The sequence below is a fragment of the Streptomyces sp. NPDC052012 genome, assembly GCF_040689265.1.
GTDB lineage: Bacteria > Actinomycetota > Actinomycetes > Streptomycetales > Streptomycetaceae > Streptomyces.
The window spans coordinates 89692-115641 of the sequence record NZ_JBFAXA010000023.1 but is presented as its reverse complement, the minus strand read 5'-3'; the positions used below and the strand labels follow the sequence as shown (position 1 = coordinate 115641).

Annotated in this window: 26 protein-coding genes; 19 read left to right on the top strand and 7 right to left on the bottom strand. The window is 71.0% G+C overall.

Going from position 1 to position 25950, the window contains the following annotated elements; all coding sequences use genetic code 11:
• The first annotated feature begins 233 nt into the window (after positions 1-233).
• The gene (locus tag AB0412_RS28925) at positions 234-530 is read left to right on the top strand and encodes a DUF4193 domain-containing protein (RefSeq protein WP_003993510.1); all 297 of its coding nucleotides are present in this window, start codon (positions 234-236) and stop codon (positions 528-530) included.
• Between the two features lie 13 nt (positions 531-543).
• Positions 544-1512, top strand: a complete 969-nt coding sequence (locus AB0412_RS28920; protein WP_366405538.1) for a hypothetical protein — start codon at positions 544-546, stop codon at positions 1510-1512.
• A gap of 155 nt (positions 1513-1667) precedes the next feature.
• Here AB0412_RS28920 and AB0412_RS28915 read toward each other — a convergent pair whose 3' ends face one another.
• Positions 1668-2129, bottom strand: a complete 462-nt coding sequence (locus AB0412_RS28915; protein ID WP_366405537.1) for a DUF3093 domain-containing protein — start codon at positions 2127-2129, stop codon at positions 1668-1670.
• Between the two features lie 58 nt (positions 2130-2187).
• Here AB0412_RS28915 and AB0412_RS28910 point away from each other — a divergent pair, with 58 nt between their 5' ends.
• The 9 genes from AB0412_RS28910 to AB0412_RS28870 all read left to right on the top strand — a co-directional run bounded on the left by AB0412_RS28910 (position 2188) and on the right by AB0412_RS28870 (position 10864).
• Positions 2188-2772, top strand: a complete 585-nt coding sequence (locus tag AB0412_RS28910; RefSeq protein WP_366405536.1) for a PaaI family thioesterase — start codon at positions 2188-2190, stop codon at positions 2770-2772.
• Positions 2769-3311: a dUTP diphosphatase gene (gene dut, locus AB0412_RS28905; RefSeq protein ID WP_366405535.1), complete on the top strand. Its 543-nt coding sequence runs from the start codon at positions 2769-2771 to the stop codon at positions 3309-3311. Before AB0412_RS28910 ends, dut begins: the two co-directional genes overlap by 4 nt.
• Before the next feature lies 1 nt (position 3312).
• The gene (locus AB0412_RS28900) at positions 3313-4065 is read left to right on the top strand and encodes a DUF3710 domain-containing protein (RefSeq protein WP_366405534.1); all 753 of its coding nucleotides are present in this window, start codon (positions 3313-3315) and stop codon (positions 4063-4065) included.
• Positions 4066-4234: 169 nt separating this feature from the next.
• Positions 4235-5440: an alginate lyase family protein gene (locus AB0412_RS28895; RefSeq protein ID WP_366405533.1), complete on the top strand. Its 1206-nt coding sequence runs from the start codon at positions 4235-4237 to the stop codon at positions 5438-5440.
• 81 nt (positions 5441-5521) lie between these two features.
• Complete coding sequence (locus AB0412_RS28890; protein ID WP_366405532.1) at positions 5522-6214, top strand: ABC transporter ATP-binding protein; 693 nt, start codon at positions 5522-5524, stop codon at positions 6212-6214.
• Between the two features lie 166 nt (positions 6215-6380).
• A complete protein-coding gene (locus tag AB0412_RS28885) occupies positions 6381-8963 on the top strand; it encodes a sensor histidine kinase KdpD (protein ID WP_366405531.1) in 2583 nt (860 codons plus the stop codon).
• Entirely contained in the window at positions 8960-9640 is a 681-nt protein-coding gene (locus AB0412_RS28880) for a response regulator (RefSeq protein ID WP_366405530.1), read from the top strand. The genes AB0412_RS28885 and AB0412_RS28880 overlap by 4 nt, the downstream gene beginning before the upstream one ends.
• A 99-nt stretch (positions 9641-9739) precedes the next feature.
• Positions 9740-10138: an OB-fold nucleic acid binding domain-containing protein gene (locus tag AB0412_RS28875; RefSeq protein WP_260828895.1), complete on the top strand. Its 399-nt coding sequence runs from the start codon at positions 9740-9742 to the stop codon at positions 10136-10138.
• Between the two features lie 3 nt (positions 10139-10141).
• Positions 10142-10864, top strand: coding sequence for a DUF3159 domain-containing protein (locus AB0412_RS28870; protein WP_366405529.1), 723 nt, complete (start codon positions 10142-10144; stop codon positions 10862-10864).
• A 62-nt stretch (positions 10865-10926) separates the two neighbouring features.
• Here the strand turns inward: AB0412_RS28870 and AB0412_RS28865 are convergent, their stop codons facing one another.
• Both AB0412_RS28865 and AB0412_RS28860 read right to left on the bottom strand, forming a co-directional pair.
• The gene (locus AB0412_RS28865) at positions 10927-11604 is read right to left on the bottom strand and encodes a TrkA family potassium uptake protein (protein ID WP_366405528.1); all 678 of its coding nucleotides are present in this window, start codon (positions 11602-11604) and stop codon (positions 10927-10929) included.
• Positions 11604-12275, bottom strand: coding sequence for a TrkA family potassium uptake protein (locus AB0412_RS28860; protein WP_366405527.1), 672 nt, complete (start codon positions 12273-12275; stop codon positions 11604-11606). Before AB0412_RS28860 ends, AB0412_RS28865 begins: the two co-directional genes overlap by 1 nt.
• Before the next feature lie 286 nt (positions 12276-12561).
• On the opposite strand from AB0412_RS28860, the gene AB0412_RS28855 reads away from it, so the two are divergent.
• The 3 genes from AB0412_RS28855 (at position 12562) to AB0412_RS28845 (ending at position 17222) form a co-directional block, all read left to right on the top strand.
• Positions 12562-13491 carry a PfkB family carbohydrate kinase gene (locus AB0412_RS28855; RefSeq protein WP_366405526.1) on the top strand — a complete coding sequence of 310 codons (930 nt, stop codon included), beginning with the start codon at positions 12562-12564 and terminating at the stop codon, positions 13489-13491.
• A gap of 278 nt (positions 13492-13769) precedes the next feature.
• Positions 13770-15815, top strand: coding sequence for an APC family permease (locus AB0412_RS28850; protein ID WP_366405525.1), 2046 nt, complete (start codon positions 13770-13772; stop codon positions 15813-15815).
• A gap of 69 nt (positions 15816-15884) precedes the next feature.
• On the top strand, positions 15885-17222 hold the full coding sequence (locus tag AB0412_RS28845; RefSeq protein ID WP_366405524.1) for a class I SAM-dependent RNA methyltransferase: 1338 nt from the start codon (positions 15885-15887) through the stop codon (positions 17220-17222).
• 289 nt (positions 17223-17511) lie between these two features.
• On the opposite strand, the gene AB0412_RS28840 is transcribed toward AB0412_RS28845, so the two are convergent.
• The 3 genes from AB0412_RS28840 to AB0412_RS28830 form a co-directional block, all read right to left on the bottom strand.
• Entirely contained in the window at positions 17512-17904 is a 393-nt protein-coding gene (locus AB0412_RS28840) for a (2Fe-2S) ferredoxin domain-containing protein (protein ID WP_366405523.1), read from the bottom strand.
• A complete protein-coding gene (locus AB0412_RS28835; RefSeq protein WP_366405522.1) occupies positions 17901-18350 on the bottom strand; it encodes a Fur family transcriptional regulator in 450 nt (149 codons plus the stop codon). Before AB0412_RS28835 ends, AB0412_RS28840 begins: the two co-directional genes overlap by 4 nt.
• Before the next feature lie 84 nt (positions 18351-18434).
• Positions 18435-19325, bottom strand: a complete 891-nt coding sequence (locus tag AB0412_RS28830) for an MBL fold metallo-hydrolase (protein WP_366405521.1) — start codon at positions 19323-19325, stop codon at positions 18435-18437.
• Here AB0412_RS28830 and AB0412_RS28825 point away from each other — a divergent pair.
• Genes AB0412_RS28825 through AB0412_RS28805 form a run of 5 tightly spaced genes read left to right on the top strand, consistent with a single transcriptional unit; the run spans position 19303 to position 24132 of the window.
• The gene (locus tag AB0412_RS28825; RefSeq protein WP_366405520.1) at positions 19303-19614 is read left to right on the top strand and encodes a hypothetical protein; all 312 of its coding nucleotides are present in this window, start codon (positions 19303-19305) and stop codon (positions 19612-19614) included. The genes AB0412_RS28830 and AB0412_RS28825 overlap by 23 nt on opposite strands.
• The gene (gene kdpF / locus AB0412_RS28820; RefSeq protein ID WP_230071413.1) at positions 19611-19700 is read left to right on the top strand and encodes a K(+)-transporting ATPase subunit F; all 90 of its coding nucleotides are present in this window, start codon (positions 19611-19613) and stop codon (positions 19698-19700) included. The genes AB0412_RS28825 and kdpF overlap by 4 nt, the downstream gene beginning before the upstream one ends.
• 8 nt (positions 19701-19708) lie before the next feature.
• Positions 19709-21370 (top strand): potassium-transporting ATPase subunit KdpA, encoded by a 1662-nt coding sequence (gene kdpA / locus AB0412_RS28815; RefSeq protein WP_366405519.1) that lies wholly within the window; start codon positions 19709-19711, stop codon positions 21368-21370.
• Positions 21370-23493, top strand: a complete 2124-nt coding sequence (gene kdpB, locus AB0412_RS28810; protein WP_366405518.1) for a potassium-transporting ATPase subunit KdpB — start codon at positions 21370-21372, stop codon at positions 23491-23493. Before kdpA ends, kdpB begins: the two co-directional genes overlap by 1 nt.
• 6 nt (positions 23494-23499) lie before the next feature.
• Positions 23500-24132 carry a potassium-transporting ATPase subunit C gene (locus tag AB0412_RS28805; protein WP_366405517.1) on the top strand — a complete coding sequence of 211 codons (633 nt, stop codon included), beginning with the start codon at positions 23500-23502 and terminating at the stop codon, positions 24130-24132.
• Between the two features lie 95 nt (positions 24133-24227).
• On the opposite strand, the gene AB0412_RS28800 is transcribed toward AB0412_RS28805, so the two are convergent.
• Positions 24228-25829 (bottom strand): alpha/beta hydrolase, encoded by a 1602-nt coding sequence (locus tag AB0412_RS28800; protein ID WP_366405516.1) that lies wholly within the window; start codon positions 25827-25829, stop codon positions 24228-24230.
• Between the last annotated feature and the right edge of the window lie 121 nt (positions 25830-25950).

Sequence of the window (25950 nt, the reverse complement as noted above, 5' to 3'; positions counted from 1 at the left end):
GGGCCTTGATCACGGGAAGTACACGGTGAGACGCCTTTGAAGTGCGGCATTCGGACCGTGTACGGTCCCCATCGCCATCCAAGCCGATCACTCTTGAGGAGTCCGGTTGGGTGTCGATTGAGTAACAGACCTTGATGTGAGGCAAAATCTCCGCCTCGGGTCGGGCACAAGTCCGGCCTCTCACGCGTTACGTGCGCTGGAGACACCGCAGACACCCAGAGGGGGAGAGCGACATGGCAACCGATTACGACACTCCACGCAAGACCGACGACGACGTCGACTCGGACAGCCTCGAAGAGCTGAAGGCTCGACGAAACGACAAGTCGGCCTCCGCCGTGGACGTCGACGAGTTCGAGGCCGCCGAAGGTCTTGAACTGCCCGGAGCAGACCTCTCCAACGAGGAGCTGGCCGTCCGGGTGCTGCCGAAGCAGCAGGACGAGTTCACTTGCATGAGCTGCTTCCTGGTGCATCACCGCAGCCAGCTGGCCAGGGAGAAGAACGGCCAGCCGATCTGCCGCGACTGCGACTGAGGACGGGTCGGCCGTGACAGGCTCGACCCCTCCCCGGAAGCGCCGCTTCCTCTCGAGGGGAGCGGACAAGGGGCCGCAGGACGGCCCGCAGCACACTGCGCGTGACGACGAGCGAGGCTCAACCGAGACCGGGGCGGCCTCGCTCGAACCGGCAGCCGACCGGGGTGACCTCCCGGCGTCCGTGGAGGTCCCCGCCCCCGTGGCACGCAGGCGTGCCGCGGCGTTCCGCGACATGGCCAGACAGGGCGCCCGCAAGGGCGGCGCCCGTGCCCGTGCGGGACTGGCGTACCTCGCGGACCGGATCATCGAGATGGCCCCGCGGGTGCCCGTACGGGACCTCCAGACGCTGCGCCGGCAGTTCCCCGGGCTCGGTCCCGAGGAGATCGCCGACAAGCTCGTGGCGGGCGCGGCGAAGGCCACGGCGACGGTCGGGGCCGGAGTGGGCGCGGCGGCGATGCTGCCCGTGCCGCCCGCGATGCCGACCGAACTGGCCGCCGAGGTCACCGGCGTCGCGGCGATCGAGCTGAAGCTGATCGCCGAACTCCACGAGGTCTACGGCGTACGACCGCCCGGCTCCCTCACCCAGCGCAGCACCGTCTACCTCAACTCGTGGTCGGAGGAGCGCGGGGTCGAGGCGACCATGCCGTCGACGCTGAGCGCGGCGATGAACAGCCGCATGAAGCGCGAGCTGCGCCAGCGGATCATGAAGCGCATGGTCCGCAACCTGCCGAACCTGATGCCCTTCCTGGTGGGTGCCGCCGTCGGAGCGGCCATGAACCGCCGGGACACCCGGAAACTCGCCGGGCGCATTCGCGCCGACCTCCGCAGGATCCAGGTTCCCTGGGACGCGCTCCCCGACCTCCCCGCCCTGGAGAGGCCCGCGGACGCCCTGGAGATGAACCACCTTCCCGAGGACGCCATGAAGGAACTCGGCGGACACCGGGACCAGCAGGACCCGCGCGGCGGGCGCGGAGACCACTGACGCACGCCGGGCGCGCACCGGAGCGAGCGCTCAGTGGCCCCCGGCGCATGAGGCGCCCCCGTGGGTGAGGCTTCGGGCGAGCGTTCTGCTCCTCGGGGCGCGGGCCTCCGGCCGGAACATACGTGCCGGCTCCCTGCCCCCTGGGGCGAAGCCCTCTAGGCCGCGGCCTTCGCCGCCCGCAGGGCGTCCGCCAGTCGTTCCGGCTCGCGGGTGGACAGGAAGACGTACGGGGTCGGGTCGTCGGGGTCGGTGATCTCCACGCGCAGGGCGCGGGGGATGTAGGCGCGCAGCAGCATGAAGGAGCGCGGGTCGGCCTTGTACGTGCGCCAGGCGCGAGCCTCCTCCGCGTCGAGGATCTCCGGCTCGCCGAGCGCCGTCACCGGGATCTTCGCCTCGCCCGCGATCAGATGACCGCCCACCACCCGGATCCGCACCGAGCCGTACGAACTGGCCACGACCGCCGCCACGGCGGTCCCGCCGGCCAGTCCGCCGAGCATCGGCAGCGTGCCGAACGGCAGCAGGATCAGCGCCAGCGACACCCCCACCAGGAAGGAGATCAGCCACCAGGAGCGGGGAGCGGTCAGGCGTTCTTCGTACGGGGCGGCGGAGAGCTGCATGAAGCCAAGCTTGGCACGGTGTCCGGGCCGGGCCGACTCGCGGGTAAGGTCTGCGCCTGTGAGTGGTACTTCCCCAGCCCTTCAGCCTCCGGCCGACGCCGTGAAACCGGCCCGCCATCCCGACGCTCCCGCGCCCGGCGAGCTCCTCGGCGCGCACTACGGCCAGTGTTTCGGCTGCGGCGACGAACAGGCCCACGGCCTGCACCTCCAGGCGCGCGCCGGCGAAGGCGTCTCGATCACCGCCGAGTTCACCGTGCAGCCCGCCCACCAGGGCGCCCCCGGCCTCGCCCACGGCGGGGTGCTCGCCACCGCCCTGGACGAGACGCTCGGCTCGCTGAACTGGCTGCTGCGCACCATCGCCGTGACCGGCAGGCTGGAGACCGACTTCGTGCGCCCCGTGCCGGTCGGCACCACGCTGCACCTGGCGGCGGAGGTGACCGCGGTGTCCGGACGGAAGATCTACTCCAGCGCGACCGGGCGCATCGGCGGCCCCGACGGGCCCGTCGCCGTCCGCGCCGACGCGCTGTTCATCGAGGTCAAGGTCGACCACTTCATCGACCACGGCCGCCAGGAGGAGATCCAGGCCGCCATGAGCGACCCGGACCAGGTCCGCAGGGCCCGCGCCTTCGAGGTGAACCCATGACCCTCGACGTACTCATCCGCCGCGTCGATCCGGACGTACCGCTTCCGGCGTACGAGCATCCCGGAGACGCGGGAGCCGATCTGCGCACCACCGAGGCGTGCGAACTGGCGCCCGGCGAGCGGGCCGTGCTGCCCACCGGGGTGTCTGTGGCCCTGCCCGAGGGGTACGCGGCCTTCGTGCACCCGCGATCCGGTCTGGCCGCGCGCTGCGGCGTCGCCCTGGTGAATGCCCCGGGGACGGTTGATGCCGGGTACCGTGGAGAGATCAAGGTGATCGTGGTGAATCTCGACCCGCGCGAGGCCGTGCGGTTCGAGCGCTTCGACCGGATTGCCCAACTGGTCGTCCAGCAGGTCGAGAGGGTGCGCTTCGTGCCGGTCGCGGAGCTGCCCGAATCGGCGCGGGCCGAGGGGGGCTTCGGGTCCACCGGCGGCCATGCCGCCGTGGAGGGCGAGAGCGGCACAAACGGTCAGGCCGCCGTGGGCGGCACAGCGGGTGGGAATCGATACGCTTCGGTCGTATCCGACCGGGAAGGACAGTGACGTGTTCGGACGTCGCAAGAAGAGGGATGCCGCCGAGGACGCGGCCGGCGAGGCCGAGCAGGTCGTCGACGGTGTCGACACTGAGGCGGAGGCCGAGGCCGAGCGTCTGAGGCTGGAGCCGGCGCCGCGGCCCGACGGGCCCTGGGACAGCTCCGAGGTCAGCAACCCCGGCGAGGGCCGGGTCGACCTGGGTGGCCTGTTCGTGCCCGGTGTCGACGGCATGGAGCTGCGGGTCGAGGTCGCGGGTGACGCGATCGTCGCGGCCACCGTCGTGCTGCGCGACAGCGCGATCCAGTTGCAGGCCTTCGCGGCTCCCAAGCGGGAGGGCATCTGGGGCGAGGTCCGCGAGGAGATCGCGGCCGGCATCACCCAGCAGGGCGGCATCATCGACGAGGTCGAGGGCCCGCTGGGCTGGGAGCTTCGGGCCCAGGTCCCGGTGCAGCTGCCGGACGGCACCGGCGGCTTCCAGGTCGTGCGGTTCGTCGGCGTGGACGGCCCCCGCTGGTTCCTGCGCGGGGTGATCTCGGGGCAGGGGGCGGTGCAGCCGCAGGCCGCCGGGCTGCTCGAGCAGATCTTCCGGGACACGGTCGTCGTACGCGGCGAGGGGCCGATGGCGCCGCGCGACCCGATCGTCCTCAAGCTGCCGAACGACGCGCAGATGGTGCCCGAGGGCGTCCAGCAGGAGGAGGGCTCCCGTTTCGCGGGCGGCATGGGCCAGCTGCAGCGGGGCCCGGAGATCACCGAGGTCCGCTAGGCGCGCCTCGGCCGGACCCGTTCCGAGGGGCCGCATCCCACTGGGGATGCGGCCCCTCTTCGTATGCGTGGCGCGGCCCCTTGACGGCGCATTGGTCCGGACCTACGGTCATGTTCCGGTCAACTGTTCATGTCAACGCACGTCGTTCGCCCATATGAACGGAGACGCCATGCGTCGTCGCACCCCCCTGCTCGCGACCGCCACCACCGCCCTCCTCGCGGCCGGTGTCCTCGCGCAGCCGGCCGCGCAGCGCGCCGAAGCCACTCCCGCAGCGCCCACCGCTCCCGCCGCCTTCGTCCACCCCGGAGTCACCGTCTCCCGCGGCCAGCTCGACTTCGTCCGCACCAAGGTCGCCGCCGGCGCCCAGCCCTGGAAGACCGCCTTCGACCGGATGATGTCGAGCAAGTACGCCGACCTGAACCGCACCCCCAAGCCCCGCGCGGTCGTCGAGTGCGGCTCCTACTCCAACCCGAACCTCGGCTGCACCGACGAGCGCGAGGACGCCATCGCCGCCTACACCCAGGCCCTCGCCTGGTACCTCACCCGCGACGAGCGGTACGCGAGGAAGTCCATCCAGCTGATGGACGCCTGGTCGGCCGTGATCCGCGACCACACCAACAGCAACGCGCCCCTGCAGACCGGCTGGGCCGGCTCCTCCTGGGCCAAGGCCGCCGAGATCGTCAAGCACACCTACGGCGGCGGCTGGTCAGGCTCCGGCCGCTTCGCCGGCATGCTCCGCGACGTCTACCTGCCCGAGATCATCAACGGCTCCCACTCCAACGGGAACTGGGAGCTGACGATGATGGAGGCCGCCGTCGGCATCTCCGTCCTCCTGGAGGACCGCGCCTCCTACGACAAGGCCATGGCGAAGTTCCGCACCCGCACCGCCGCCTACGTCTACCTGGAGTCCGACGGGGCCCTGCCGAGGACCGTGCCAGGTCAGAACCTCGACACCCGGGACAAGATCGTCAAGTACTGGCAGGGGCAGTCCACCTTCGTCACCGGACTCACCCAGGAGACCTGCCGCGACCTGACGCACACCGGATACGGCCTCTCCTCCATCTCGCACATCGCCGAGACCAGCCGCATCCAGGGCCAGGACCTGTACGGCACCGACGTCGGCGAACGGCTGCGGCACGCCCTCGGCTTCCAGGCGAAGTACGAGCAGGGCACCGCCGTCCCGAGCTGGCTCTGCAAGGGCTCCCTGCACCTCGGGCTCGGCCCGGTCACCGAGGTCGGCTACAACGCCCTGCACAACCGGCTCGGCCACGCCATGACCCACACCCGGGCGCTGACCGAGCGCACCCGCCCGTCCGGCACCAACAACCTCTTCGTCGCCTGGGAGACCCTCACCCACGGGGACAATCCCGCCTGACCGTTGATCGACCGGGGGTCGGACGGCGATACTGACGCCCGGTCACGGGGGACAGGGGAGACGGGGGAGGGGACGGACACCATGCCGCACGTCGCGACGGAGACCATGGTGCGCGTCGAGGACGTGCACAAGTCGTACGGCACCGGAGCGGCCGCGGTGCACGCGCTGCGCGGTGTCTCCTTCGAGGTCCCACGGGGTGAACTGGTCGCCCTCAAGGGACGCTCGGGATCCGGCAAGACCACCTTGCTCAACATCGTCGGCGGCCTCGACACCCCCGACCGGGGCAGGGTCGCCGTGGACGGCCTGGACATCGCCGGCCTCGACGAGGACGGGCTGCTCGCCCTGCGCCGGGACCGGATCGGCTTCGTCTTCCAGTCCTTCGGGCTCATCCCGATCCTGACCGCCGCCGAGAACGTCGGCGTCCCGATGCGGCTGCGCCGGGCCGACCCCCGCGAGCGCGAGGAACGCGTCGAACTGCTGCTGTCCCTGGTCGGCCTCGCCGACCACGCGGCCCAGCGGCCGGGCGAGCTGTCCGGCGGCCAGCAGCAGCGGGTCGCCATCGCGCGCGCCCTCGCCAACAACCCCTCCCTCCTCATCGCCGACGAGCCGACCGGCCAGCTGGACGCCGAGACCGGCCACGCGGTGATGGAACTGCTGCGCGCGGTCGTCCACAGCGAACAGGTCACCGCCCTGGTCGCCACCCACGACCCCACCCTGCTGGACCTGGCCGACCGGGTCCTGGAACTCCGCGACGGGGAGATCGCCGAACACTGAGGGCGCTGCCCGCGGGCACCGGCCGTTCCCCCGAGGAGCCCGCGTCGCCGTCGCGTCAGAATCGCGTCAAAGTGCGGGGCCGCACCCCGTTCGGCGGGCTCCGGGCCGGATCCCGGGTCGTAGGGTCGACTGCGCTCAGGCAGTGGGACCGGAAGACAATGAGGCCATGGGACGGGGCAGACTCCGCATTCATCTCGGTGCGGCACCGGGCGTCGGGAAGACGTACGCGATGCTGTCCGAGGCGCACCGCCGCGTCGAGCGGGGGACCGACTGCGTCGTGGGCTTCGTCGAGCACCACGACCGGCCGCGGACCGCGGCGTTGCTTCAAGGGCTGGAGCAGATACCGCGCAAGGAGCTGACGCACCGCGGCACCGTCTTCACCGAGATGGACGTCGACGCGGTGCTGGCCCGCCGCCCGCAGGTCGCCCTCGTCGACGAACTCGCCCACACCAACGTCCCCGGCTCCCGCAACGCCAAGCGCTGGCAGGACGTCGAGGAGCTGCTGGCCGCCGGGATCGACGTGCTGTCGACCGTCAACATCCAGCACCTGGAGTCGCTCGGCGACATCGTGGAGTCGATCACGGGCGTACGGCAGCGCGAGACCGTGCCCGACGAGGTGGTGCGGCGGGCCGACCAGATCGAGCTGGTCGACATGACCCCGGAGGCCCTGCGGCGCCGCATGGCGCACGGCAACATCTACCAGCCGGACAAGGTCGACGCGGCCCTGTCGAACTACTTCCGCCCCGGCAACCTCACCGCCCTCAGGGAACTGGCGCTGCTGTGGGTGGCCGACCGGGTCGACGTCCACCTCCAGCGGTACCGCAGCGAGCACCGGGTCTCCGCGATATGGGGCTCCCGGGAACGGATCGTCGTCGGCCTGACCGGCGGGCCGGAGGGGCGGACCCTCATACGGCGCGCGGCGCGGCTCGCCGAGAAGGGCGCCGGCGGCGAGGTGCTCGCCGTGTACATAGCCCGCAGCGACGGGCTGACCTCCGCCTCGCCCAAGGAGCTGGCCGAGCAGCGCACCCTCGTGGAGGACCTGGGCGGCACCTTCCACCACGTCGTGGGCGACGACATACCGGCCGCCCTCCTCGCCTTCGCCCGCGGCGCCAACGCCACCCAGATCGTGCTCGGCTCCTCCCGGCGCAAGACCTGGCAGTACGTCTTCGGGCCCGGCGTCGGCGCGACCGTGGCCCGCGAGTCCGGCCCCGACCTGGACGTGCACATCGTCACCCACGAGGAGGCGGCCAAGGGGCGCGGCCTCCCGGGGGCCAGGGGCGCCCGGCTCGGCCGGTCGCGGATGGTGGCGGGCTGGGCGGTGGGCGTGGCCGGTCCGGCGGTGCTGGCCCTGCTGCTCAGCGCGGTCGATCCGGGCCTCGCCAACGACATGCTGCTGTTCCTCGCGCTGACGGTCGCCGCCGCCCTGATCGGCGGCCTGTGGCCCGCCCTCGCCTCCGCGCTGGTCGGCTCGCTGCTGCTGAACTACTTCTACACCCCGCCCCTGCACCGCTGGACCATCGCCGACCCCAAGAACATCGTCGCCCTCGTCGTCTTCGTCGCCGTCGGCGCGGCGGTGGCCTCCGTCGTCGACCTCGCGGCCCGGCGCACCCACCAGGCGGCCCGGCTGCGCGCCGAGTCGGAGATCCTGTCCTTCCTCGCCGGGAACGTGCTGCGCGGCGAGACCGGTCTGGAGGACCTGCTGGAGCGGGTCCGGGAGACCTTCGGCATGGAGTCGGCGTCCCTGCTGGAGCGCACCGGCGAGGCCGAGCCCTGGACGTGCGCCGGGCATGTGGGCCGGGGAGAGCCGGTGCGGCGGCCCGAGGACGCCGACGTGGACGTCCCCGTCGGCGACCACATGGCGCTCGCGCTGACCGGCCGGGTGCCGCCCGCCGAGGACCGCCGGGTGCTGGCCGCGTTCGCCGCGCAGGCCGCCGTCGTCCTGGACCGCCGCCGGCTGCGCGAGGAGGCCGACAGGGCCCGCGCCCTCGCCGAGGGCAACCGCATCCGCACCGCGCTGCTGGCCGCCGTGAGCCACGATCTGCGCACCCCCCTGGCCGGCATCAAGGCGGCCGTCTCCTCCCTGCGCTCCGAGGACGTCGACTGGTCACCGGAGGACACGGCCGAACTGCTCGAGGGCATCGAGGACGGCGCCGACCGGCTGGACCACCTGGTGGGCAACCTCCTCGACATGTCCCGGCTGCACACCGGCACGGTCACCCCGCTGATCCGCGAGATCGACCTGGACGAGGTGGTGCCGATGGCGCTCGGCGGGGTGCCCGAGGGCAGCGTCGTCCTCGACGTCCCCGAGACCCTGCCCATGGTGGCCGTCGACCCCGGGCTGCTGGAGCGGGCGCTGGCCAACGTGGTCGAGAACGCCGTCAAGTACAGCCCGCCCGGCACCCCGGTCCTGGTCGCCGCCAGCGCCCTCGCCGACCGGGTGGAGCTGCGGGTGGTCGACCGCGGACCGGGCGTCCCCGACGAGGCGAAGGACCGCATCTTCGAGCCCTTCCAGCGGCACGGCGACGCCCCGCGCGGCGCCGGCGTCGGCCTCGGCCTCGCGGTGGCCCGCGGCTTCGCCGAGGCCATGGGCGGCACCCTGACCGCCGACGACACCCCCGGCGGCGGCCTCACCATGACCCTCACCCTCCGCGCGGCGGCAGCGCTGCGCCCGCAGCCCCCGTCCACCGCAGAACCCTCAGCAGCAGCGTCCGCGGAACCCTCCGCGGAATCCGAAAGGCAGCCCTCATGACCCGTGTGCTGGTGGTCGACGACGAGCCGGCGATCGTGCGCGCCCTCGTGATCAACCTCAAGGCACGCTCCTACGAGGTCGACGCCGCCCACGACGGTGCCGGCGCCCTGAAGCTGGCCGCCGCCCGCCACCCCGACGTGGTCGTCCTCGACCTCGGCCTGCCCGACATGGACGGCGTCGAGGTGATCCGCGGCCTGCGCGGCTGGACCCGGGTGCCGATCCTGGTGCTGTCCGCCCGGCACGCCTCCGACGAGAAGGTGCAGGCCCTGGACGCGGGCGCCGACGACTACGTCACCAAGCCGTTCGGCATGGACGAACTCCTCGCCCGGCTGCGGGCCGCCGTGCGCCGCGCCGAGCCGGCCGGCGGCGAGGACGACGTGATCGTGGAGACCGGCGGCTTCACCGTCGACCTGGCCGCGAAGAAGGTCAACCGCGACGGCAAGGACGTACGGCTGACGCCCACCGAGTGGCACCTGCTGGAGGTGCTGGTGCGCAACACGGGACGCCTGGTGGCACAGAAGCAGCTGCTGCAGGAGGTGTGGGGGCCGTCGTACGGGACGGAGACCAACTATCTGCGTGTGTACATGGCGCAGTTGCGGCGGAAGCTGGAGGCTGATCCGTCACATCCCCGGCACTTCATCACCGAGCCGGGGATGGGGTACCGCTTCGAGAAGTGAAGGTCAGGGCGGTGCCGGCTGCGGTGGCCGGGACAAGGCGGTTCGGGGTGGGCGGCCAGGGGGTACGTAACCGTCAGTGGCCCCCGGTACGCTTCAGACATGAGTGCTGTTCCTCGTTCCGAGAAGCCGGCAGGCCGGTTCCGGCGCATGCTCGACCGGCTCTCCTCGTCGCAGGAGGACCTGGAGTCCGAGGAGCTGCGTGAGGATGCCGAGACCGCCGGCTGTACGCGGATAGGCGACTGCCAGGACCGGCAGATCGTGACGGTTACTGGTACCTTGCGCACGGTCACGCTGCGACCGCGCGCGGGAGTCCCGGCCCTGGAGGCCGAGCTGTTCGACGGCTCCGCCGCGCTCGACGTGGTGTGGCTCGGCCGGCGCTCCATCATGGGGATCGAACCGGGGCGCAAGCTGATCGCATCGGGCCGGATCTCGATGAGCCGGGGCCGCCGGGTGCTGTTCAATCCGAAATACGAACTGAGACCCCTCGGACGGGAGTAGCCGGTGACGTCGCTCGACAAGCCGACAACCGAAGACACATCCGCGGACGACGCCCGGGCGGTGACCGAGGCCGCCCTGTTCGAGGCGTTCGGCGGAGTGCGGGGCATGGTCGAGACGGTGCTGCCCGGGCTCCTCTTCGTCAGCATCTACACGGTCAACAAGGACCTGCACATGTCGGCGATCGCGGCGTTGGCCGTGTCGCTGGTGCTGGTCGTGGTCCGGCTGGTGATGAAGGACACCGCCAAGCACGCCTTCAGCGGTGTCTTCGGGGTCGCCTTCGGTGTGGTCTTCGCGATGATGACCGGCAACGCGAAGGACTTCTATCTCCCCGGCATGCTCTACACGCTGGGTCTGGCGCTGGCGTACATCATCACGGCGATGGCGGGGGTTCCGCTGATCGGCCTGATGCTCGGGCCGATCTTCAAGGAGAACCTCTCCTGGCGCACGCGCAACCCGGGGCGGAAGAAGGCGTACACCAAGGCCAGTTGGGCGTGGGGACTGATCCTGCTCGGCAAGAGCGCGATTCTCTTCCCGCTGTACTGGTGGGCGGACACGACTCAGCTGGGCTGGGTCCTCGTCACGCTGAAGATTCCGCCGTTCCTGCTCGCGGTGTATCTGACCTGGGTGTTCCTGGCGAAGGCGCCGCCGCCGATCGATGTCTTCGCCGAGATGGAGGCGAAGGAGAAGGAACAGGAGCAGCAGAAGGCGGAAGCCGCCGAGAAGTGACTGCGCCGAGAAGTGACCGCGAGGGGGCCCTGAAGGTTCAGGGCCCCCTCGTCGTCCGTCGCTCAGCGCCCCATGTCGTCCCGGCGCACCGACAGCAGGTCCTCCAGCTGTTCCTCCCTCGCCTGCGCCGCCACGAAGAGCAGCTCGTCGCCGGCCTCCAGGGAGTCCTCCCGCGTCGGGGTCAGCACGCGCGTGCCGCGGATGATGGTGACCAGGGACGTGTCCTGAGGCCACTGGACGTCGCCGACCTGGGTGCCGGCCAGGGCCGACTCCTCCGGCAGGGTCAGCTCCACCAGGTTGGCGTCACCGTGGCTGAAGCGCAGCAGGCGGACCAGGTCGCCGACGCTGACCGCCTCCTCCACCAGGGCCGACATCAGCCGCGGTGTGGAGACGGCGACGTCCACACCCCAGGCCTCGTTGAACAGCCACTCGTTCTTCGGGTTGTTCACCCGGGCGACGACGCGCGGCACGCCGTACTCCGTCTTCGCCAGCAGGGAGACGACCAGGTTGACCTTGTCGTCGCCGGTCGCGGCGATCACGACGTTGCAGCGCTGGAGCGCCGCCTCGTCCAGGGACGTGATCTCACAGGCGTCGGCGAGCAGCCACTCCGCCTGCGGGACGCGCTCGACCGAGATCGCGGTCGGCGCCTTGTCGATCAGCAGGACCTCGTGGCCGTTCTCCAGCAGCTCGCCCGCGATCGAGCGGCCGACGGCACCGGCTCCGGCAATGGCGACCCTCATCAGTGACCGCCCCCTTCTTCGGGTCCCTTGGCGAACGCGGCCTCGACCCGGTCGATCTCATCGGTGCGCATCATCACGTGCACCAGGTCGCCCTCCTGCAGCACCGTCTGCGAGCTGGGCAGGATCGCCTCGCCGAGCCGGGTCAGGAAGGCCACGCGGACACCCGTCTCGTCCTGCAGCTTGCTGATCTTGTGACCCACCCAGGCCGGGGCGGTGTGCACCTCGGCGAGCTGCACGCCTCCGGTGGGGTCGCGCCACAGCGGCTCGGCGCCCGACGGCAGCAGCCGGCGCAGCATCTGGTCGGCCGTCCACCGCACCGTGGCGACGGTGGGGATGCCGAGGCGCTGGTAGACCTCGGCGCGACGGGGGTCGTAGATGCGGGCGGCGACGTTCTCGATGCCGAACATCTCGCGGGCCACCCGGGCGGCGATGATGTTGGAGTTGTCCCCGCTGGAGACGGCCGCGAAGGCGCCGGCCTCCTCGATGCCCGCCTCGCGCAGGGTGTCCTGGTCGAAACCGACCCCGGTGACCCGGCGGCCGCCGAAGGAGGAGCCCAGGCGGCGGAAGGCGGTCGGGTCCTGGTCGATCACGGCGACCGTGTGCCCCTGTTCCTCCAGGGTCTGGGCGAGAGCGGAACCCACTCTTCCGCAGCCCATGATGACAATATGCATCGCGTCACACCGCGCTTCCTGCAGGCCCGTCGACCTTCATGACTCTCGTGCTCATGGCTCTCTTTCGGCTCGCCAGGCTTGGTCTTCCCACACATCGCGGCCTGGTGCGGGCCGCCAGGCAACATCATGCCGGGGGATCGCGGTGCTGATGCCCTCCGGGGCCCGACCGCCGTGTTCACCTGCCCGAGTCCAACGTATCCGCACCGTCCGTGCACCGCCGGGGGTCCTGCCCGCGGGGCCAGAAAACCTGAGAAAGCCACACAGAACCAGAAAAGAGGCACCGCTGATGACCGCCGAGATCGACGTGCTCGTCCTGGGAGGCGCCGGTGTGGACACGATCGTGCACGTGCCCGAGCTGCCCGTGCCGTTCGCCGACAGCCACATGATCCGGCCCGGCATCGTGACCCGCGCCGGGCAGAGCGGGGACTTCGTCGCCCTGGCCGCCCACGCCCTCGGCCTGCGCACCCACCACATCGACCTGATCGGCGACGACCACGAGGGCGACCTCGTACGCGCCCTGCACCACGACCACGGCATCGCGCTGACCGCCGTACCCCAGCCGTGCGGCACCAAGCGCGCCGTCAACCTCGTCGCCCCCGACGGCCGCCGGCTCTCCCTCTACGACGCGACCCGCTGGGCGGACACCGACCGGCTGCCCGAGGAGACGGTGCGCGAGCTGGCCGCCGTCAGCCGGCACGCCCACGTCGTCATCACCCAGCCGTGCGCCGGCGCCCTGCCGGTCCTGCGGGCCTCCGGCGCGACGATCTCGACCGACCTGCACGACTGGGACGGCGCCAACCCCTACCACGAGCCCTTCGCCCTCGCCGCGGACCTGGTCTTCCTCTCCTCCGCCGCACTCGCCGACCCCGAGCCCGTCATGCGCGCGATCACCGAGCGGGGCCGGGCCCGGGCGGTCGTCGCCACGGCCGGGGCCGAGGGCGCGTATCTGCTGGCCGACGGCGAGCTGAGCCACGTACCCGCCGCGAAGCCCCCGGCGCCGGTGGTGGACTCCAACGGCGCGGGCGACGCCTTCGCGGCGGCGTTCCTGTACGGGTGGCTGCGCGGTGAGCCCGCCGACCGCTGCGCCCGCTACGGCGCGGTGGCCGGGGCGTACGCCTGCACGGTGCCGTCGACCGAGGTCAGCAGCATCGGGCGCGCGGAACTGGACGCACGTGTGGCCGACTTGGAACCCCCTCTGCCGGTCAGCGGCGCGTGATGCTGCGCACGCTCACCAGGGTGAGGATTCCGAGGCCGAGGAGGGCGACCGCGGCGCCGATCAGTTCTGCGGCCTGGTGCATGGAACCTCCACGGAGCGGCAACGGCCCGGAAACGGACGGGCCGGCGGGCGGGGCTAAGTCATATAGGCATGGAATCGCCCCGACCTGCGGAATCCGTAGCCCCGTCGGGGCGTGATTTCACCCGGAGAGCAGAGGCGACGCGGATCTGGGGTGGCGGGTGGGCGACCCCCCGTTCGAACGCTTACGATCCTCTGTTGTGTCCAAACTGACCGACGTGCCCAAACGGATTCTGATCGGGCGCGCACTGCGCAGTGACCGGCTGGGGGAGACCCTCCTGCCGAAACGTGTCGCACTGCCCGTCTTCGCATCCGACCCGCTGTCCTCCGTGGCGTACGCGCCCGGTGAGGTGCTGCTGGTCCTGTCCATCGCGGGCCTGTCGGCCTACCACTTCAGCCCCTGGATCGCCGCGGCGGTCGTCGTGCTGATGTTCACGGTGGTCGCCTCCTATCGGCAGAACGTCCACGCCTACCCGAGCGGCGGCGGCGACTACGAGGTGGCCAACACCAACCTCGGCCCCAAGGCCGGACTGACCGTCGCGAGCGCCCTGCTCGTCGACTACGTCCTGACGGTCGCCGTGTCGATCTCCTCCGGCATCGAGAACCTGGGCTCGGCCGTCCCGTTCGTCGTCGAGAACAAGGTGGCCTGCGCGATCGGTGTGATCGTGCTGCTGACGCTGATGAACCTGCGCGGCGTCAAGGAGTCCGGCACCCTCTTCGCGATCCCGACGTACGTCTTCGTCGCGGGCGTCTTCCTCATGATCGCGTGGGGTGCCTTCCGCGGGGTGATCCTCGGCGACGAGATGCGCGCCCCGACCGCGGACTACGAGATCAAACCGGAACACCCCGGCCTCGCGGGCTTCGCCCTGGTCTTCCTGCTGCTGCGCGCCTTCTCCTCCGGCTGCGCCGCCCTCACCGGCGTGGAGGCCATCTCCAACGGCGTCCCGGCCTTCCGCAAGCCCAAGTCGAGGAACGCGGCGACCACACTCGCGCTGATGGGCCTGCTCGCCGTCACCATGTTCTGCGGCATCATCGGGCTGGCCGCCGCGACCAACGTCCGCATGGCCGAGAACCCCGCCAAGGACCTGCTGCACGACGGCACCCCGCTCGGCGCCGACTACGTCCAGGACCCGGTGATCTCCCAGGTCGCCGAGGCCGTCTTCGGCCACGGCAGCATCCTGTTCATGATCCTGGCCGCGGCCACCGCGCTGGTGCTGTTCCTCGCCGCGAACACCGCCTACAACGGCTTCCCGCTGCTCGGCTCGATCCTCGCCCAGGACCGCTACCTGCCGCGCCAGCTGCACACCCGCGGCGACCGCCTCGCCTTCTCCAACGGCATCGTGTTGCTCGCCGGCGCCGCCGGACTGCTGGTGTGGATCTACGGCGCCGACTCCACGCGGCTGATCCAGCTCTACATCGTCGGCGTGTTCGTGTCCTTCACGCTCAGCCAGACCGGCATGGTCCGGCACTGGAACCGCCTGCTGGCCACCGAGGAGGACAAGGCCAAGCGCCGGCACATGATCCGCTCCCGGGCCATCAACACCTTCGGCGCCTTCTTCACCGGCCTGGTGCTGGTCGTCGTCCTCGTCACCAAGTTCACCCACGGCGCGTGGGTCGCCCTGCTCGGCATGTGCATCTTCTACGCGACGATGACGGCCATCCGCCGCCACTACGACCGCGTCTCCGAGGAGATCGCGGCCCCCGAGACCCCCAGCGACGACATGGTGCGCCCCTCCCGCGTCCACTCGGTCGTCCTGATCTCCAAGATCCACCGGCCCACGCTGCGCGCCCTCGCCTACGCCAAGCTGATGCGCTCGGACTCCCTCGAGGCGCTCAGCGTCAACGTCGACCCGGCCGAGACCAAGGCGCTGCGCGACGAATGGGAGCGGCGCGGCATCGACGTACCGCTGAAGGTGCTGGACTCCCCGTACCGGGAGATCACCCGGCCGATCATCGAGTACGTCAAGTCCCTGCGCAAGGAGTCGCCGCGGGACGTGGTGTCCGTGATCATCCCCGAGTACGTGGTCGGCCACTGGTACGAGCATCTGCTGCACAACCAGAGCGCGCTCAGGCTCAAGGGCCGGCTGCTGTTCACGCCCGGGGTGATGGTCACCTCGGTGCCGTACCAGCTGCAGTCCTCCGAGGCGGCGAAGCGGCGGGCCCGCAAGCGGCAGGAGTGGACGGCACCGGGGTCGGTGCGCCGCGGTCCGGCGGAGCGGGCGAAGGAGAACTCGACGACCACGTAGACTGGTGGGCTGTTGTCGCGGGCCGTCCGGCCCGCCCACCCCCTCTCGATGTTGTGGAGTCACCCCGCCATGCAGGCAGAACCGGCAGAACCGAGGAAATCGCTGGTGGGGGAGGAGTACGAGGTCGAGGTCGGCCCCGTCGCCCACGGCGGCCACTGCGTCGCCCGTACGCCGGACGGTCAGGTGCTGTTCGTCCGGCACGCGCTGCCCGGTGAACGCGTCGTGGCGCGTGTGACGGAGGGCGAGGAGGGAGCCCGGTTCCTGCGCGCGGACGCGGTGACGGTGCTGGACGCCTCCAAGGACCGCATCGACGCGCCCTGCCCCTACGCCGGCCCCGGCCGCTGCGGCGGCTGCGACTGGCAGCACGCCAAGCCGGGCGCGCAGCGGCGCCTGAAGGGCGAGGTCGTCGCCGAGCAGCTGAAGCGGCTGGCCGGGCTGACGCCCGAGGAGGCCGGCTGGGACGGCACGGTGGTGCCCGCCGAGGGCGACAAGGTGCCCGCGGGCGAGGTCCCGTCCTGGCGGACGCGCGTGCAGTACGCGGTGACCGCCGACGGCCGCGCCGGACTGCGCCGGCACCGCTCGCACGAGGTCGAGCCGATCGACCACTGCATGATCGCCGCGGAGGGCGTCAGCGAGCTGGGCATCGAGAAGCGCGACTGGACCGGCATGGACTCCGTCGAGGCGATCGCGGCGACGGGCTCGCAGGACCGCCAGGTGGTGCTGACGCCGAAGCCGGGCGCGCGCCTTCCACTGGTCGAACTGGACCGCCCGGTGTCGGTGATGCGGGTGGACGAGCGCACCGGCGGTGTCCACCGCGTCCACGGCCGCCCCTTCGTCCGCGAACGCGCCGACGGCCGTACGTACCGGGTCGGCGGCGGTGGCTTCTGGCAGGTCCACCCGAAGGCGGCGGACACCCTGGTCACCGCGGTCATGCAGGGCCTGCTGCCGCGCAAGGGCGACATGGCCCTCGACCTGTACTGCGGTGTCGGCCTGTTCGCGGGCGCGCTGGCCGACCGGGTCGGCGAGGCGGGCGCGGTCCTCGGCATCGAGTCCGGCAAGCGTGCGGTGGAGGACGCCCGGCACAACCTCGCGGACTTCCCGCGGGTCCGCATCGAACAGGGCAAGGTCGAGTCGGTCCTGCCGCGCACGGGCATCACGGAGGTCGACCTGATCGTCCTGGACCCGCCGCGCGCCGGCGCGGGCCGCAGGACGGTGTCCCACCTGTCGTCCCTGGGCGCCCGGAGGATCGCCTACGTGGCCTGCGATCCGGCGGCACTGGCACGGGACCTGGGGTACTTCCGGGACGGGGGGTACCGGGTGCGGACGCTGCGGGTGTTCGATCTGTTTCCGATGACGCATCACGTGGAGTGCGTGGCGATTCTGGAGCCCGCCGAGAAGGGCGTTTGACCTGCGGCTTCGTGCTGACCCGCCCGGCACCCTGAACTCGGGGCGCCGGGCACGCGGCGCCGATGGCTGTCAGGGGCGGGTGGCCGGGATCTCCGGGACCGGATCACGGTGGTGGGCGTACCCGACGAGGTGGCCGAGCCCTCGCGTGCGCGGCGACGGTCGCGGCGGTGATCTCGTCGAGCGGGGCGCTCACCGCGGGAACGCCGGTGTCCCGCAGGCCCGTGGGGCTGCGGGACGGGGTGGCCGCCGGCGCCGGGCGGCCACCTGTGGCCCGGTCCTGCGCGCCGGATCAGCGGCGTGCACGGGCGCGGGCCTCGCGCGGCGGGCGGATGAACTGCAAGGCCAGCGTCGCGGACGGCTCGGCGATACCGGGACCGCCGGCGGCGGCCCAGTTCAGCAGTTCATCGGTGCAGTCGTCGTCCAGGGCGAAGCCGATCCACACCGCTCGCCCTCCCGCGCGGCGTCCGGCGGTGGAGGGCTGGACGACGATCACGTTGGCCTGGTCGCACGGGCCGAGGCAGTCGGTCGTACGCACGGCGAACCGGCCGCGGGAGTCGACGGCGCCGGCGCGCAGCCGGTCCAGTTGCCAGGCGTGGTCGGTGCCGGGGTGCTTGCGCGGGTCGCCGCAGCAGCAGCCTCGGCACACGACCAGCGTGCAGGGCCGGTCCGTCGCATTGGTCATGCGGGCTCCTGGTGGCGTTGTTCCTCGGGAGCGAGTAGGCCCGCCCGCAGGTCGTGTTCGGCGGGGCGGCAGCCGGCGCAGATGCCGCTGAGTTCGACGGTGTGTCGAACGGCTGCGAATCCGGTGTCCGCGGCGACGTCGTCGGCCCACTCCTCGACGACCGCGGAGTCCACCGGGCGGCTGTGCCCGCAGGCGCGGCAGATGAGGTAGTGCTGGTGCCCGTGGTCCGGCCGTCGCCGGTACAGCCGTTCACCGGAGTCGTCGCGCACGACGTCGACACCACCGGCGGCTGCGAGGCCACGGAGTGTCCGGTAGACCGTGGTCAGCCCGATCCGGGTTCCGCTCTCGGTCAGCCGCGCGTGCAACTCCTGCGCCGACACGAAGTCCTGGCAGTCCGCCAGTTCCTCGAGGACCGCGGCCCGCTGCCGGGTGATCCGGCTGGTCACGTCAGGTCACCTCCAGGACGTCGCCGAGCGGCACGACCGTGAGGTTAGATGAAAATGAAAGCCATGTCCATGTGTTGCTTCGGGCTACGTGGCGCGGAAGTGTCCCGGTTCCACCTCGATGACCCGGCCTTCTCTCAGGAGCCGGTCCAGGTGCTGGGTCGCCGTCCGGCGTTCCACCGGTCCGACGTGCGGGCCCTCGACATGGGGGCGGTAGACCAGCCGGTGTGCGGCGATATCCTCGACCGTCCGCGGCTCGCCGAGGAAGTCCAGGAGCGCCGCCTCCCGCCGCTCCACCACTGCGGCGAAGGCGGCGAGCCGGCGCCTGAACTCCGCGGCGCCTTCGACCACGCCCTTCTGATGGGACGTGCCGTACCAGCGCGCGTCGATCTCCTGGCAGCGGCGCATCGACGCCTCGAAGTCCTCGAGATCGCTGCCCAGGTCGCCGTAGTACGGCCCGAAGGACGTCAGATCGATGTCCGCGACGAAGAAGAAGCCGTCCGGCTCGATCAGGAAGCCGCTGTGCCCTGCCGTGTGGCCGGGGAGGTGGACGGCCGTGACGGTGCGGCCGCCGAGGTCGAACACGGCGTTGTCGTCGAAGGCCGTCGCATCGGGACGGCCCTGGACGTGGAACTGGTCCCGCATGGTCCTGTCGACCGCTTCGGCCGCGTCGGGCGGCAGGCCGAGCCCGGCGACCAGGGCCTCACGGGAGCGGAGGGCGTCGAGGTCGCCCTCATGGATGTGGACCGGCACCTCGTAGCTGCCGAGACCGGCGATGTGGTCCTCGTGCGCGTGGCTGACCAGGACCAGATCCGCGGGTGGCGCCCCGTCGACGAGCGACAGCGACGGATCGACGACCAGCGATGCCGTCGCACCCCGCACCAACAAGGAGTTGCCGTACGGATAGGCGCCCTGCCGCGCGCCGACCAGCACGCTGACCTCACCGTATTTCACCGTGCTGTATTCCGTGCTGGGCATGCCCCTGCTTCCCGTCGGCGGCGTGGCTCTCGTTCACCTTGCTGGTCCTGCTCATCATGCCCGCCTGTGGTTCAGGCGTCGTAAGAGGTTCGTCAAGGACGTGGGTGGCGCCGTAAGGGAGCCGTCAACGACCGGTCCGATCCGGTCACGGAGGCGCTTTCCTCTAGTCGTCCGTTTCAACCGAACCTCACTCCAGGAGTTCGCGATGGCCGATCTGGCCTTCGTCCTCACCGTGCTCGCGGGTTTCGCGCTGGTGGCTCTCGTCGCCAAGGGGGTGACGAAGCTGTGACCGCCGAGAACGTCGTCGGCCTGATCGTGGCCGTCGCCCTGCTGGGCTATCTCGTCCTCGCCCTGATCTACCCGGAGAGGTTCTGAGCCACGACATGGGTCCCGTCCTCGCCGGCGTGCTCCAGCTGCTCGCGCTCACGGCCGCGCTGGCTCTCGCCCACAAACCCCTCGGCACGTACATGGCCAGGGTCTACTCCTCCGACCGGCACTGGCGCGTCGAGAAGTGGATCTACAAGGTCATCGGTGCCGACCCCGGCACCGAGATGCGCTGGCCCGCGTATCTGCGCGGCGTGCTCGCCTTCTCCGTGACCGGTGTGCTCTTCCTCTACGCCCTCCAGCGGCTCCAGGGTGTCCTGCCGGGCTCCCTGGACTTCGCCTCGATCGACCCGGACCAGGCGTTCAACACCGCCGTCTCCTTCGTCACCAACACCAACTGGCAGTCCTACTACGGCGAACAGGCCATGGGCCACGTCGTCCAGACCGCCGGTCTCGCCGTGCAGAACTTCGTCTCCGCGGCCGTCGGCATGGCCGTCGCCGTGGCGCTCGTGCGCGGGTTCGCCCGGTCCCGCACCGGTGAGCTGGGCAACTTCTGGGCCGACCTGGTGCGGGGCACGGTCCGGATCCTGGTGCCGCTCGCCGCCGCCGGCGCCGTCGTGCTGGTGGCGTGCGGGGTGATCCAGAACTTCTCCGGGATCCACGAGGTCGGCCAGTTCATGGGCGGCACGCAGGAGTGGAACGGCGGCGCGGTCGCCTCGCAGGAGGCCATCAAGGAGCTGGGCACCAACGGCGGCGGCTACTTCAACGCCAACTCCGCCCACCCCTTCGAGAACCCCACCCCGTTCTCCAACCTCTTCGAGATCTTCCTGATCCTGCTGATCCCGTTCTCCCTGACCCGCGCCTTCGGCCTCATGGTCGGCAGCGTGAAGCAGGGCTACGCGATCCTCGCCACGATGGCCACCATCTGGCTCGGCTTCGTGGCCCTGATGATGTGGACCGAGTTCACCCACCACGGCCCGGCCTTCGAGTGGGCGAACGGGGCGATGGAGGGCAAGGAGGTCCGGTTCGGCGTCGGCGGCTCGTCGATCTTCGCCGTGTCGACCACGCTCACCTCGACCGGCGCGGTGGACTCCTTCCACTCCTCCTTCACGGGCCTCGGCGGCGGGATCACCATGCTCGGCATGATGCTGGGCGAGATCGCGCCCGGCGGTGTCGGCTCCGGCCTCTACGGAATGCTGATCATGGCGGTCATCGCCGTGTTCATCGCCGGACTCATGGTCGGCCGTACGCCCGAGTACCTGGGCAAGAAGATCGGCACCCGCGAGATCAAACTGGCGGCCTGCTACATCCTCGTCACCCCGGCGCTCGTGCTCGTGTTCACGGCGGTAGCCATGGCCCTGCCGACCCCGGCCCACTCCATGACCAACAGCGGGGCGCACGGATTCTCCGAGATCCTGTACGCCTACACCTCCGCCTCGAACAACAACGGCTCGGCCTTCGCAGGACTGAACGCGGACACCCAGTGGTTCAACACCACGCTCGGCATCGCGATGCTGCTCGGCCGGTTCGTCCCCATGGTGTTCGTGCTGGCCCTGGCCGGCTCGCTCGCCGGGCAGCAGCCGGTCCCGGCCACCGCGGGCACCCTGCGCACCGAGAAGCCGCTGTTCACCGGCCTCCTGGTGGGCGCCATCCTGATCATCACCGGTCTCACGTACTTCCCCGCGCTCGCGCTGGGCCCGCTCGCCGAGGGGCTGGCGTGATGACCGTCCGTACCGAGAAGCCAGAGGACTCCATGTCCCCCATCACGCCCACCAGGGCGCCGCACTCCGACGTGTCCGGCGGACACCGGCCCGGCGAGGACCGGGTCGGCGCCGGACTCTTCGACCCCGCGCAACTGGTCAGGTCGCTGCCGGACGCCTTCCGCAAGCTCGACCCGCGGGTGATGGTCACGTCACCCGTGATGTTCGTGGTGTGGATCGGTTCCGTGCTCACCACCGTGTTCTCCTTCGCGGACCCCGGCGACTGGTTCGGCTGGACGATCAGCGCGTGGCTGTGGCTGACCGTGATCTTCGCCAACCTGGCGGAGGCGGTCGCCGAAGGCCGCGGCAAGGCCCAGGCCGACACGCTGCGCAGGGCCAAGACCGACACGGTGGCGCGCAAGGCCGACGGCATCGTGGTTCCCGGCACCGAACTGAAGATCGGCGACCTGGTCGTGTGCGAGGCCGGCGACATCATCCCCGGCGACGGGGACGTCATCGAGGGCGTCGCATCCGTCGACGAGTCGGCCATCACCGGCGAGTCCGCCCCGGTCATCCGGGAGTCCGGCGGCGACCGCAGCGCCGTCACCGGAGGCACCAAGGTCCTCTCCGACCGCATTGTCGTCAGGATCACGACGAAGCCCGGCGAGACCTTCATCGACCGGATGATCAACCTGGTCGAGGGCGCCGCCCGGCAGAAGACGCCCAACGAGATCGCGCTGAACATCCTGCTCGCCTCGCTGACCATCGTCTTCCTGCTGGCCTGCGCCACGCTGCCGCCGCTCGCCGACTACGCGGGCACACGGCTGACCATGGTCGTGCTGATCGCCCTGCTGGTCTGCCTGATCCCGACCACGATCGGCGCGCTGCTGTCGGCGATCGGCATCGCGGGCATGGACCGCTTGGTGCAGCGCAACGTGCTCGCCATGTCGGGGCGTGCGGTCGAGGCCGCCGGCGACGTCTCCACCCTGCTGCTCGACAAGACCGGCACGATCACCCTCGGCAATCGGCAGGCGGCCGCGTTCGTGCCGGTGCGGGGCACCACCGAGGCCGAGGTCGCGGACGCCGCTCAGCTGTCGTCGCTCGCCGACGAGACGCCCGAGGGGCGCTCTGTCGTCGTGCTCGCCAAGGAGAGGTACGGCCTGCGCGAACGCCACCAGGGCGAACTGGTGGGCGCCCGGTGGATCGAGTTCACCGCCCAGACGCGGATGTCGGGCGTGGACGTCGACGGGCGCAAGATCCGCAAGGGCGCGGCCGGTTCGGTCATCGCCTGGGTCGAGGAGCGGGGCGGCGAGGTCGCCGAGGACGCCGACGGGACCGCCCACCGGATCTCCGCCTCGGGCGGTACGCCGCTGCTGGTCGCCGTCGAGGACGCCCGGGGCGCCCGGATCCTGGGCGTCATCCACCTCAAGGACGTCGTCAAGGACGGCATGCGCGAGCGGTTCGAGGAACTGCGCCGCATGGGCATCAAGACCGTCATGATCACGGGTGACAACCCGCTGACGGCCAAGGCGATAGCCGAAGAAGCGGGCGTCGACGACTTCCTCGCCGAGGCGACTCCCGAGGACAAGATGGCGCTCATCAAGCGGGAGCAGGCGGGCGGCAAGCTGGTCGCCATGACCGGTGACGGCACGAACGACGCCCCGGCTCTGGCCCAGGCGGACGTCGGCGTGGCGATGAACACCGGCACGTCGGCCGCCAAGGAGGCCGGCAACATGGTCGACCTCGACTCCAACCCGACCAAGCTCATCGAGATCGTCGAGATCGGCAAGCAACTCCTCATCACCCGAGGGGCGTTGACGACGTTCTCCATCGCCAACGACGTCGCCAAGTACTTCGCGATCATCCCCGCGCTGTTCGCCGCCGTCTACCCGGGACTGGACAGGCTCAACATCATGGGCCTGTCCTCGCCGGACTCCGCGATCCTGTCCGCCGTCGTCTTCAACGCGCTGATCATCGTCGCGCTGGTCCCGCTGGCCCTGCGCGGTGTGCGGTACCGGCCGATGAGCGCCGACCGGATGCTGCGGCGCAACCTCACCGTCTACGGGCTGGGCGGTCTCGTCGCTCCGTTCATCGGCATCAAGCTCATCGACATGCTCATCTCTCTGATCCCCGGGATCGGGTGAAGGACCATGAACAACTCCGTTACCAACACCGCCCGGTTGCTCGGAGCGGCCCTGCGTGCCCTCCTCGTCCTGACCATGGTGACCGGCGTCATCTACCCGCTGGCCGTCACCGGCGTCGCGCAGGGGCTGTTCAACGACAAGGCGAACGGCTCGGAGACCGAGGCGGACGGCAGGGTCGTCGGCTCCTCCCTGATCGGTCAACAGGGCTACAGCCTGGACTACTTCCAGCCGCGGCCCGCGAACGGCCTGGGAGAGAACTCGGTCAACACCCGGTACGACCTCATCCTGTCCGGCGCCACCAACCGCTCCGGCGACAACCCCGAGCTGATCAAGTGGGTGAAGGAGGCGAAGGCGGAGGTCGTCAAGGAGAACTCCACCGCCGACTACAAGGTGAGGCCCTCGCAGGTGCCCGCCGACGCGGTGACCTCCTCCGGATCCGGCCTGGACCCGCACATCTCCCCGGCCTACGCGGACCTCCAGGTCCACCGGGTGGCCGAGAGGAACGGTCTGTCCGTGGCCGAGGTCCGGAAACTGGTCGACGAGCACACCGAGGGCCGCACCCTCGGCTTCATCGGGGAGCCACGGGTGAACGTCCTGGAGCTCAACATCGCGCTGAAGGGCCTCGCGGCCGGGCGCTGACGGCGAGGCCGGAACCGTTGGCGTTTCCTGAGCGCGGCCGAAGGATCACCGATCGCTTCGGCCGCGTCGCCCGCTGCGGAGCCGTCACTCAGCTGTCACTTACCGGTCAGGGATTCGTGCTCGCACACGGTCCCGGGAGCCGGGAGCCTTCCTTCGAGCAGATAGGCGTTGACCTTGTTCTGGACACAGGAGTTGCCGGAGTTGTAGGCGCCGTGACCCTCGCCCTTGTAGGTGAGTTCGACGCCGACGCCGGTGCCGAGCTGTTCGGCCATGCGGGCGGCGCCCTCGTACGGGGTGGCGGGGTCACCGGTGTTGCCGACGAGGAGGATGGGAGGCGCGCCGGGGGCGCGGACGTCGGGGTGTTCGGCCTTGCCGGGGACCGGCCAGCCGGCGCATTGCAGGGCGCCCCACAGCATCGTGTCGCCGAAGAGGGGGGAGGCGGCCTCGAACTTGGGGGCCGTTTCCAGTAGTTGCTCCACGGTGTAGCGGTCGCTGCGGTCGGCGCACGTGATGGCGATCTGGGCGTCCAGCTCGTTGCTGTAGCTGCCGTCGCGGTTGCGGGCGGCCAGAGCTTGGGCGAGGTTCAGCAGGGTGTCGCCGTCGCCCTCGACGACCTCTTGCAGGCCGACCTCCAGGGCGGGCCAGGACGTCTCCTGGTAGAGGCTCTGGACGATCGCGTTGATCAGGAGCGACCCGGTGAGGACCAGGTCGTCGTCACCGACGGGCAGGGGCTCGTCGTCCAGTTCCGCCTCCAACTCCATGACGAGCGCCTCGATCTGCTCGGGGCTGTCGCCCAGCGCGCAGCCGGTGCGCACGCACCACTGGGCGAAGTGGGTGAAGGCGAGCTGGAATCCCTCGGTCTGCGCCAGTGCCTGCTCGAGCTGGTCCAGCGTGGGGTCGACGACGCCGTCGAAGACGGCACGGCCGACGTGGTGGGGGAACAAGTGGGCGTAGACGCCCCCGAGTTCGGTGCCGTAGGAGATGCCGAAGTAGTGCAGCTTGTCGTCGCCCAGCAGGTCCCGCATCAGGTCCATGTCGCGGGCGGCGTCCTCGGTGCCGACGTGCGGCAGCATCCGACCCGAGTTGCGCTCGCAGGCCGCCGCGTACTCCAGCTGGTTCTGCAGCCGGTCCTTGATCTCGGCTTCGCCGTCGTCCGGGTTGAGGTCCTGCTGGGACATCCCGTCCATCGCCTCGGCGCCCAGGCACGTGACCCCGTTGCTGTTGCCGACGCCGCGCGGGTCGAAGCTGACCAGGTCGTAGCGGTCGCGGAGCTTCTCGTAGGCGCTGGCGAGTGCGGGCAGGGTGGCGACTCCGGACACACCGGGGCCGCCGAAGTTGAACAGCAGCGAGCCGATCCGTCCACCGGCGTCCGCGCCGGTGCGGACGCGGATCAGGGCTATGCCGATCGTCTCGCCGTCGGGCCGGTCCCAGTCGAGGGGGGCCTGCATGGTGGTGCACTGCCACCGGGTGCCGTCCGGCAATGGCTCGGGCGCCGCACCTCCGCCCTGAAGGGAGGACGGGGCGGGGCAGTCCTTCCAGATGAGGGACTGCGCCCAGACCCGCCCGCGGTCGTTGTCGTTGCCGCCGCCTTGGGCCGTGGCACCGTCACCGGCGCGCCCGCAGGCGGCCAGGGAGGCGGAGAGCAGAACGGCACCGGAGAGCAGGGCAGCAGCCGATATCGCAGGTCTTGTTCGCATGCGCCCAGCCTCCGGCCGGGCCCGACACGCCGCCTGGCCTCGCATCCATCCGGGGGGAACAGGCACCCGGACGGGTGCGGGCGGGACGGCACCGGTCCGGACGTGACAGTCAAGGGCCGGT

Excerpts from the sequence above, each read along its gene's own strand:
- AB0412_RS28925 (WP_003993510.1), top strand. The coding sequence starts at position 234 with ATGGCAACCGATTACGACACTCCACGCAAGACCGACGACGACGTCGAC.
- AB0412_RS28915 (WP_366405537.1), bottom strand. The coding sequence starts at position 2,129 with ATGCAGCTCTCCGCCGCCCCGTACGAAGAACGCCTGACCGCTCCCCGC.
- dut (WP_366405535.1), top strand. The coding sequence starts at position 2,769 with ATGACCCTCGACGTACTCATCCGCCGCGTCGATCCGGACGTACCGCTT.
- AB0412_RS28895 (WP_366405533.1), top strand. The coding sequence starts at position 4,235 with ATGCGTCGTCGCACCCCCCTGCTCGCGACCGCCACCACCGCCCTCCTC.
- AB0412_RS28890 (WP_366405532.1), top strand. The coding sequence starts at position 5,522 with ATGCCGCACGTCGCGACGGAGACCATGGTGCGCGTCGAGGACGTGCAC.
- AB0412_RS28885 (WP_366405531.1), top strand. The coding sequence starts at position 6,381 with ATGGGACGGGGCAGACTCCGCATTCATCTCGGTGCGGCACCGGGCGTC.
- AB0412_RS28880 (WP_366405530.1), top strand. The coding sequence starts at position 8,960 with ATGACCCGTGTGCTGGTGGTCGACGACGAGCCGGCGATCGTGCGCGCC.
- AB0412_RS28875 (WP_260828895.1), top strand. The coding sequence starts at position 9,740 with ATGAGTGCTGTTCCTCGTTCCGAGAAGCCGGCAGGCCGGTTCCGGCGC.
- AB0412_RS28865 (WP_366405528.1), bottom strand. The coding sequence starts at position 11,604 with ATGAGGGTCGCCATTGCCGGAGCCGGTGCCGTCGGCCGCTCGATCGCG.
- AB0412_RS28860 (WP_366405527.1), bottom strand. The coding sequence starts at position 12,275 with ATGCATATTGTCATCATGGGCTGCGGAAGAGTGGGTTCCGCTCTCGCC.
- AB0412_RS28855 (WP_366405526.1), top strand. The coding sequence starts at position 12,562 with ATGACCGCCGAGATCGACGTGCTCGTCCTGGGAGGCGCCGGTGTGGAC.
- AB0412_RS28845 (WP_366405524.1), top strand. The coding sequence starts at position 15,885 with ATGCAGGCAGAACCGGCAGAACCGAGGAAATCGCTGGTGGGGGAGGAG.
- AB0412_RS28840 (WP_366405523.1), bottom strand. The coding sequence starts at position 17,904 with ATGACCAATGCGACGGACCGGCCCTGCACGCTGGTCGTGTGCCGAGGC.
- AB0412_RS28830 (WP_366405521.1), bottom strand. The coding sequence starts at position 19,325 with ATGCCCAGCACGGAATACAGCACGGTGAAATACGGTGAGGTCAGCGTG.
- kdpA (WP_366405519.1), top strand. The coding sequence starts at position 19,709 with ATGGGTCCCGTCCTCGCCGGCGTGCTCCAGCTGCTCGCGCTCACGGCC.
- kdpB (WP_366405518.1), top strand. The coding sequence starts at position 21,370 with ATGACCGTCCGTACCGAGAAGCCAGAGGACTCCATGTCCCCCATCACG.
- AB0412_RS28805 (WP_366405517.1), top strand. The coding sequence starts at position 23,500 with ATGAACAACTCCGTTACCAACACCGCCCGGTTGCTCGGAGCGGCCCTG.
- AB0412_RS28800 (WP_366405516.1), bottom strand. The coding sequence starts at position 25,829 with ATGCGAACAAGACCTGCGATATCGGCTGCTGCCCTGCTCTCCGGTGCC.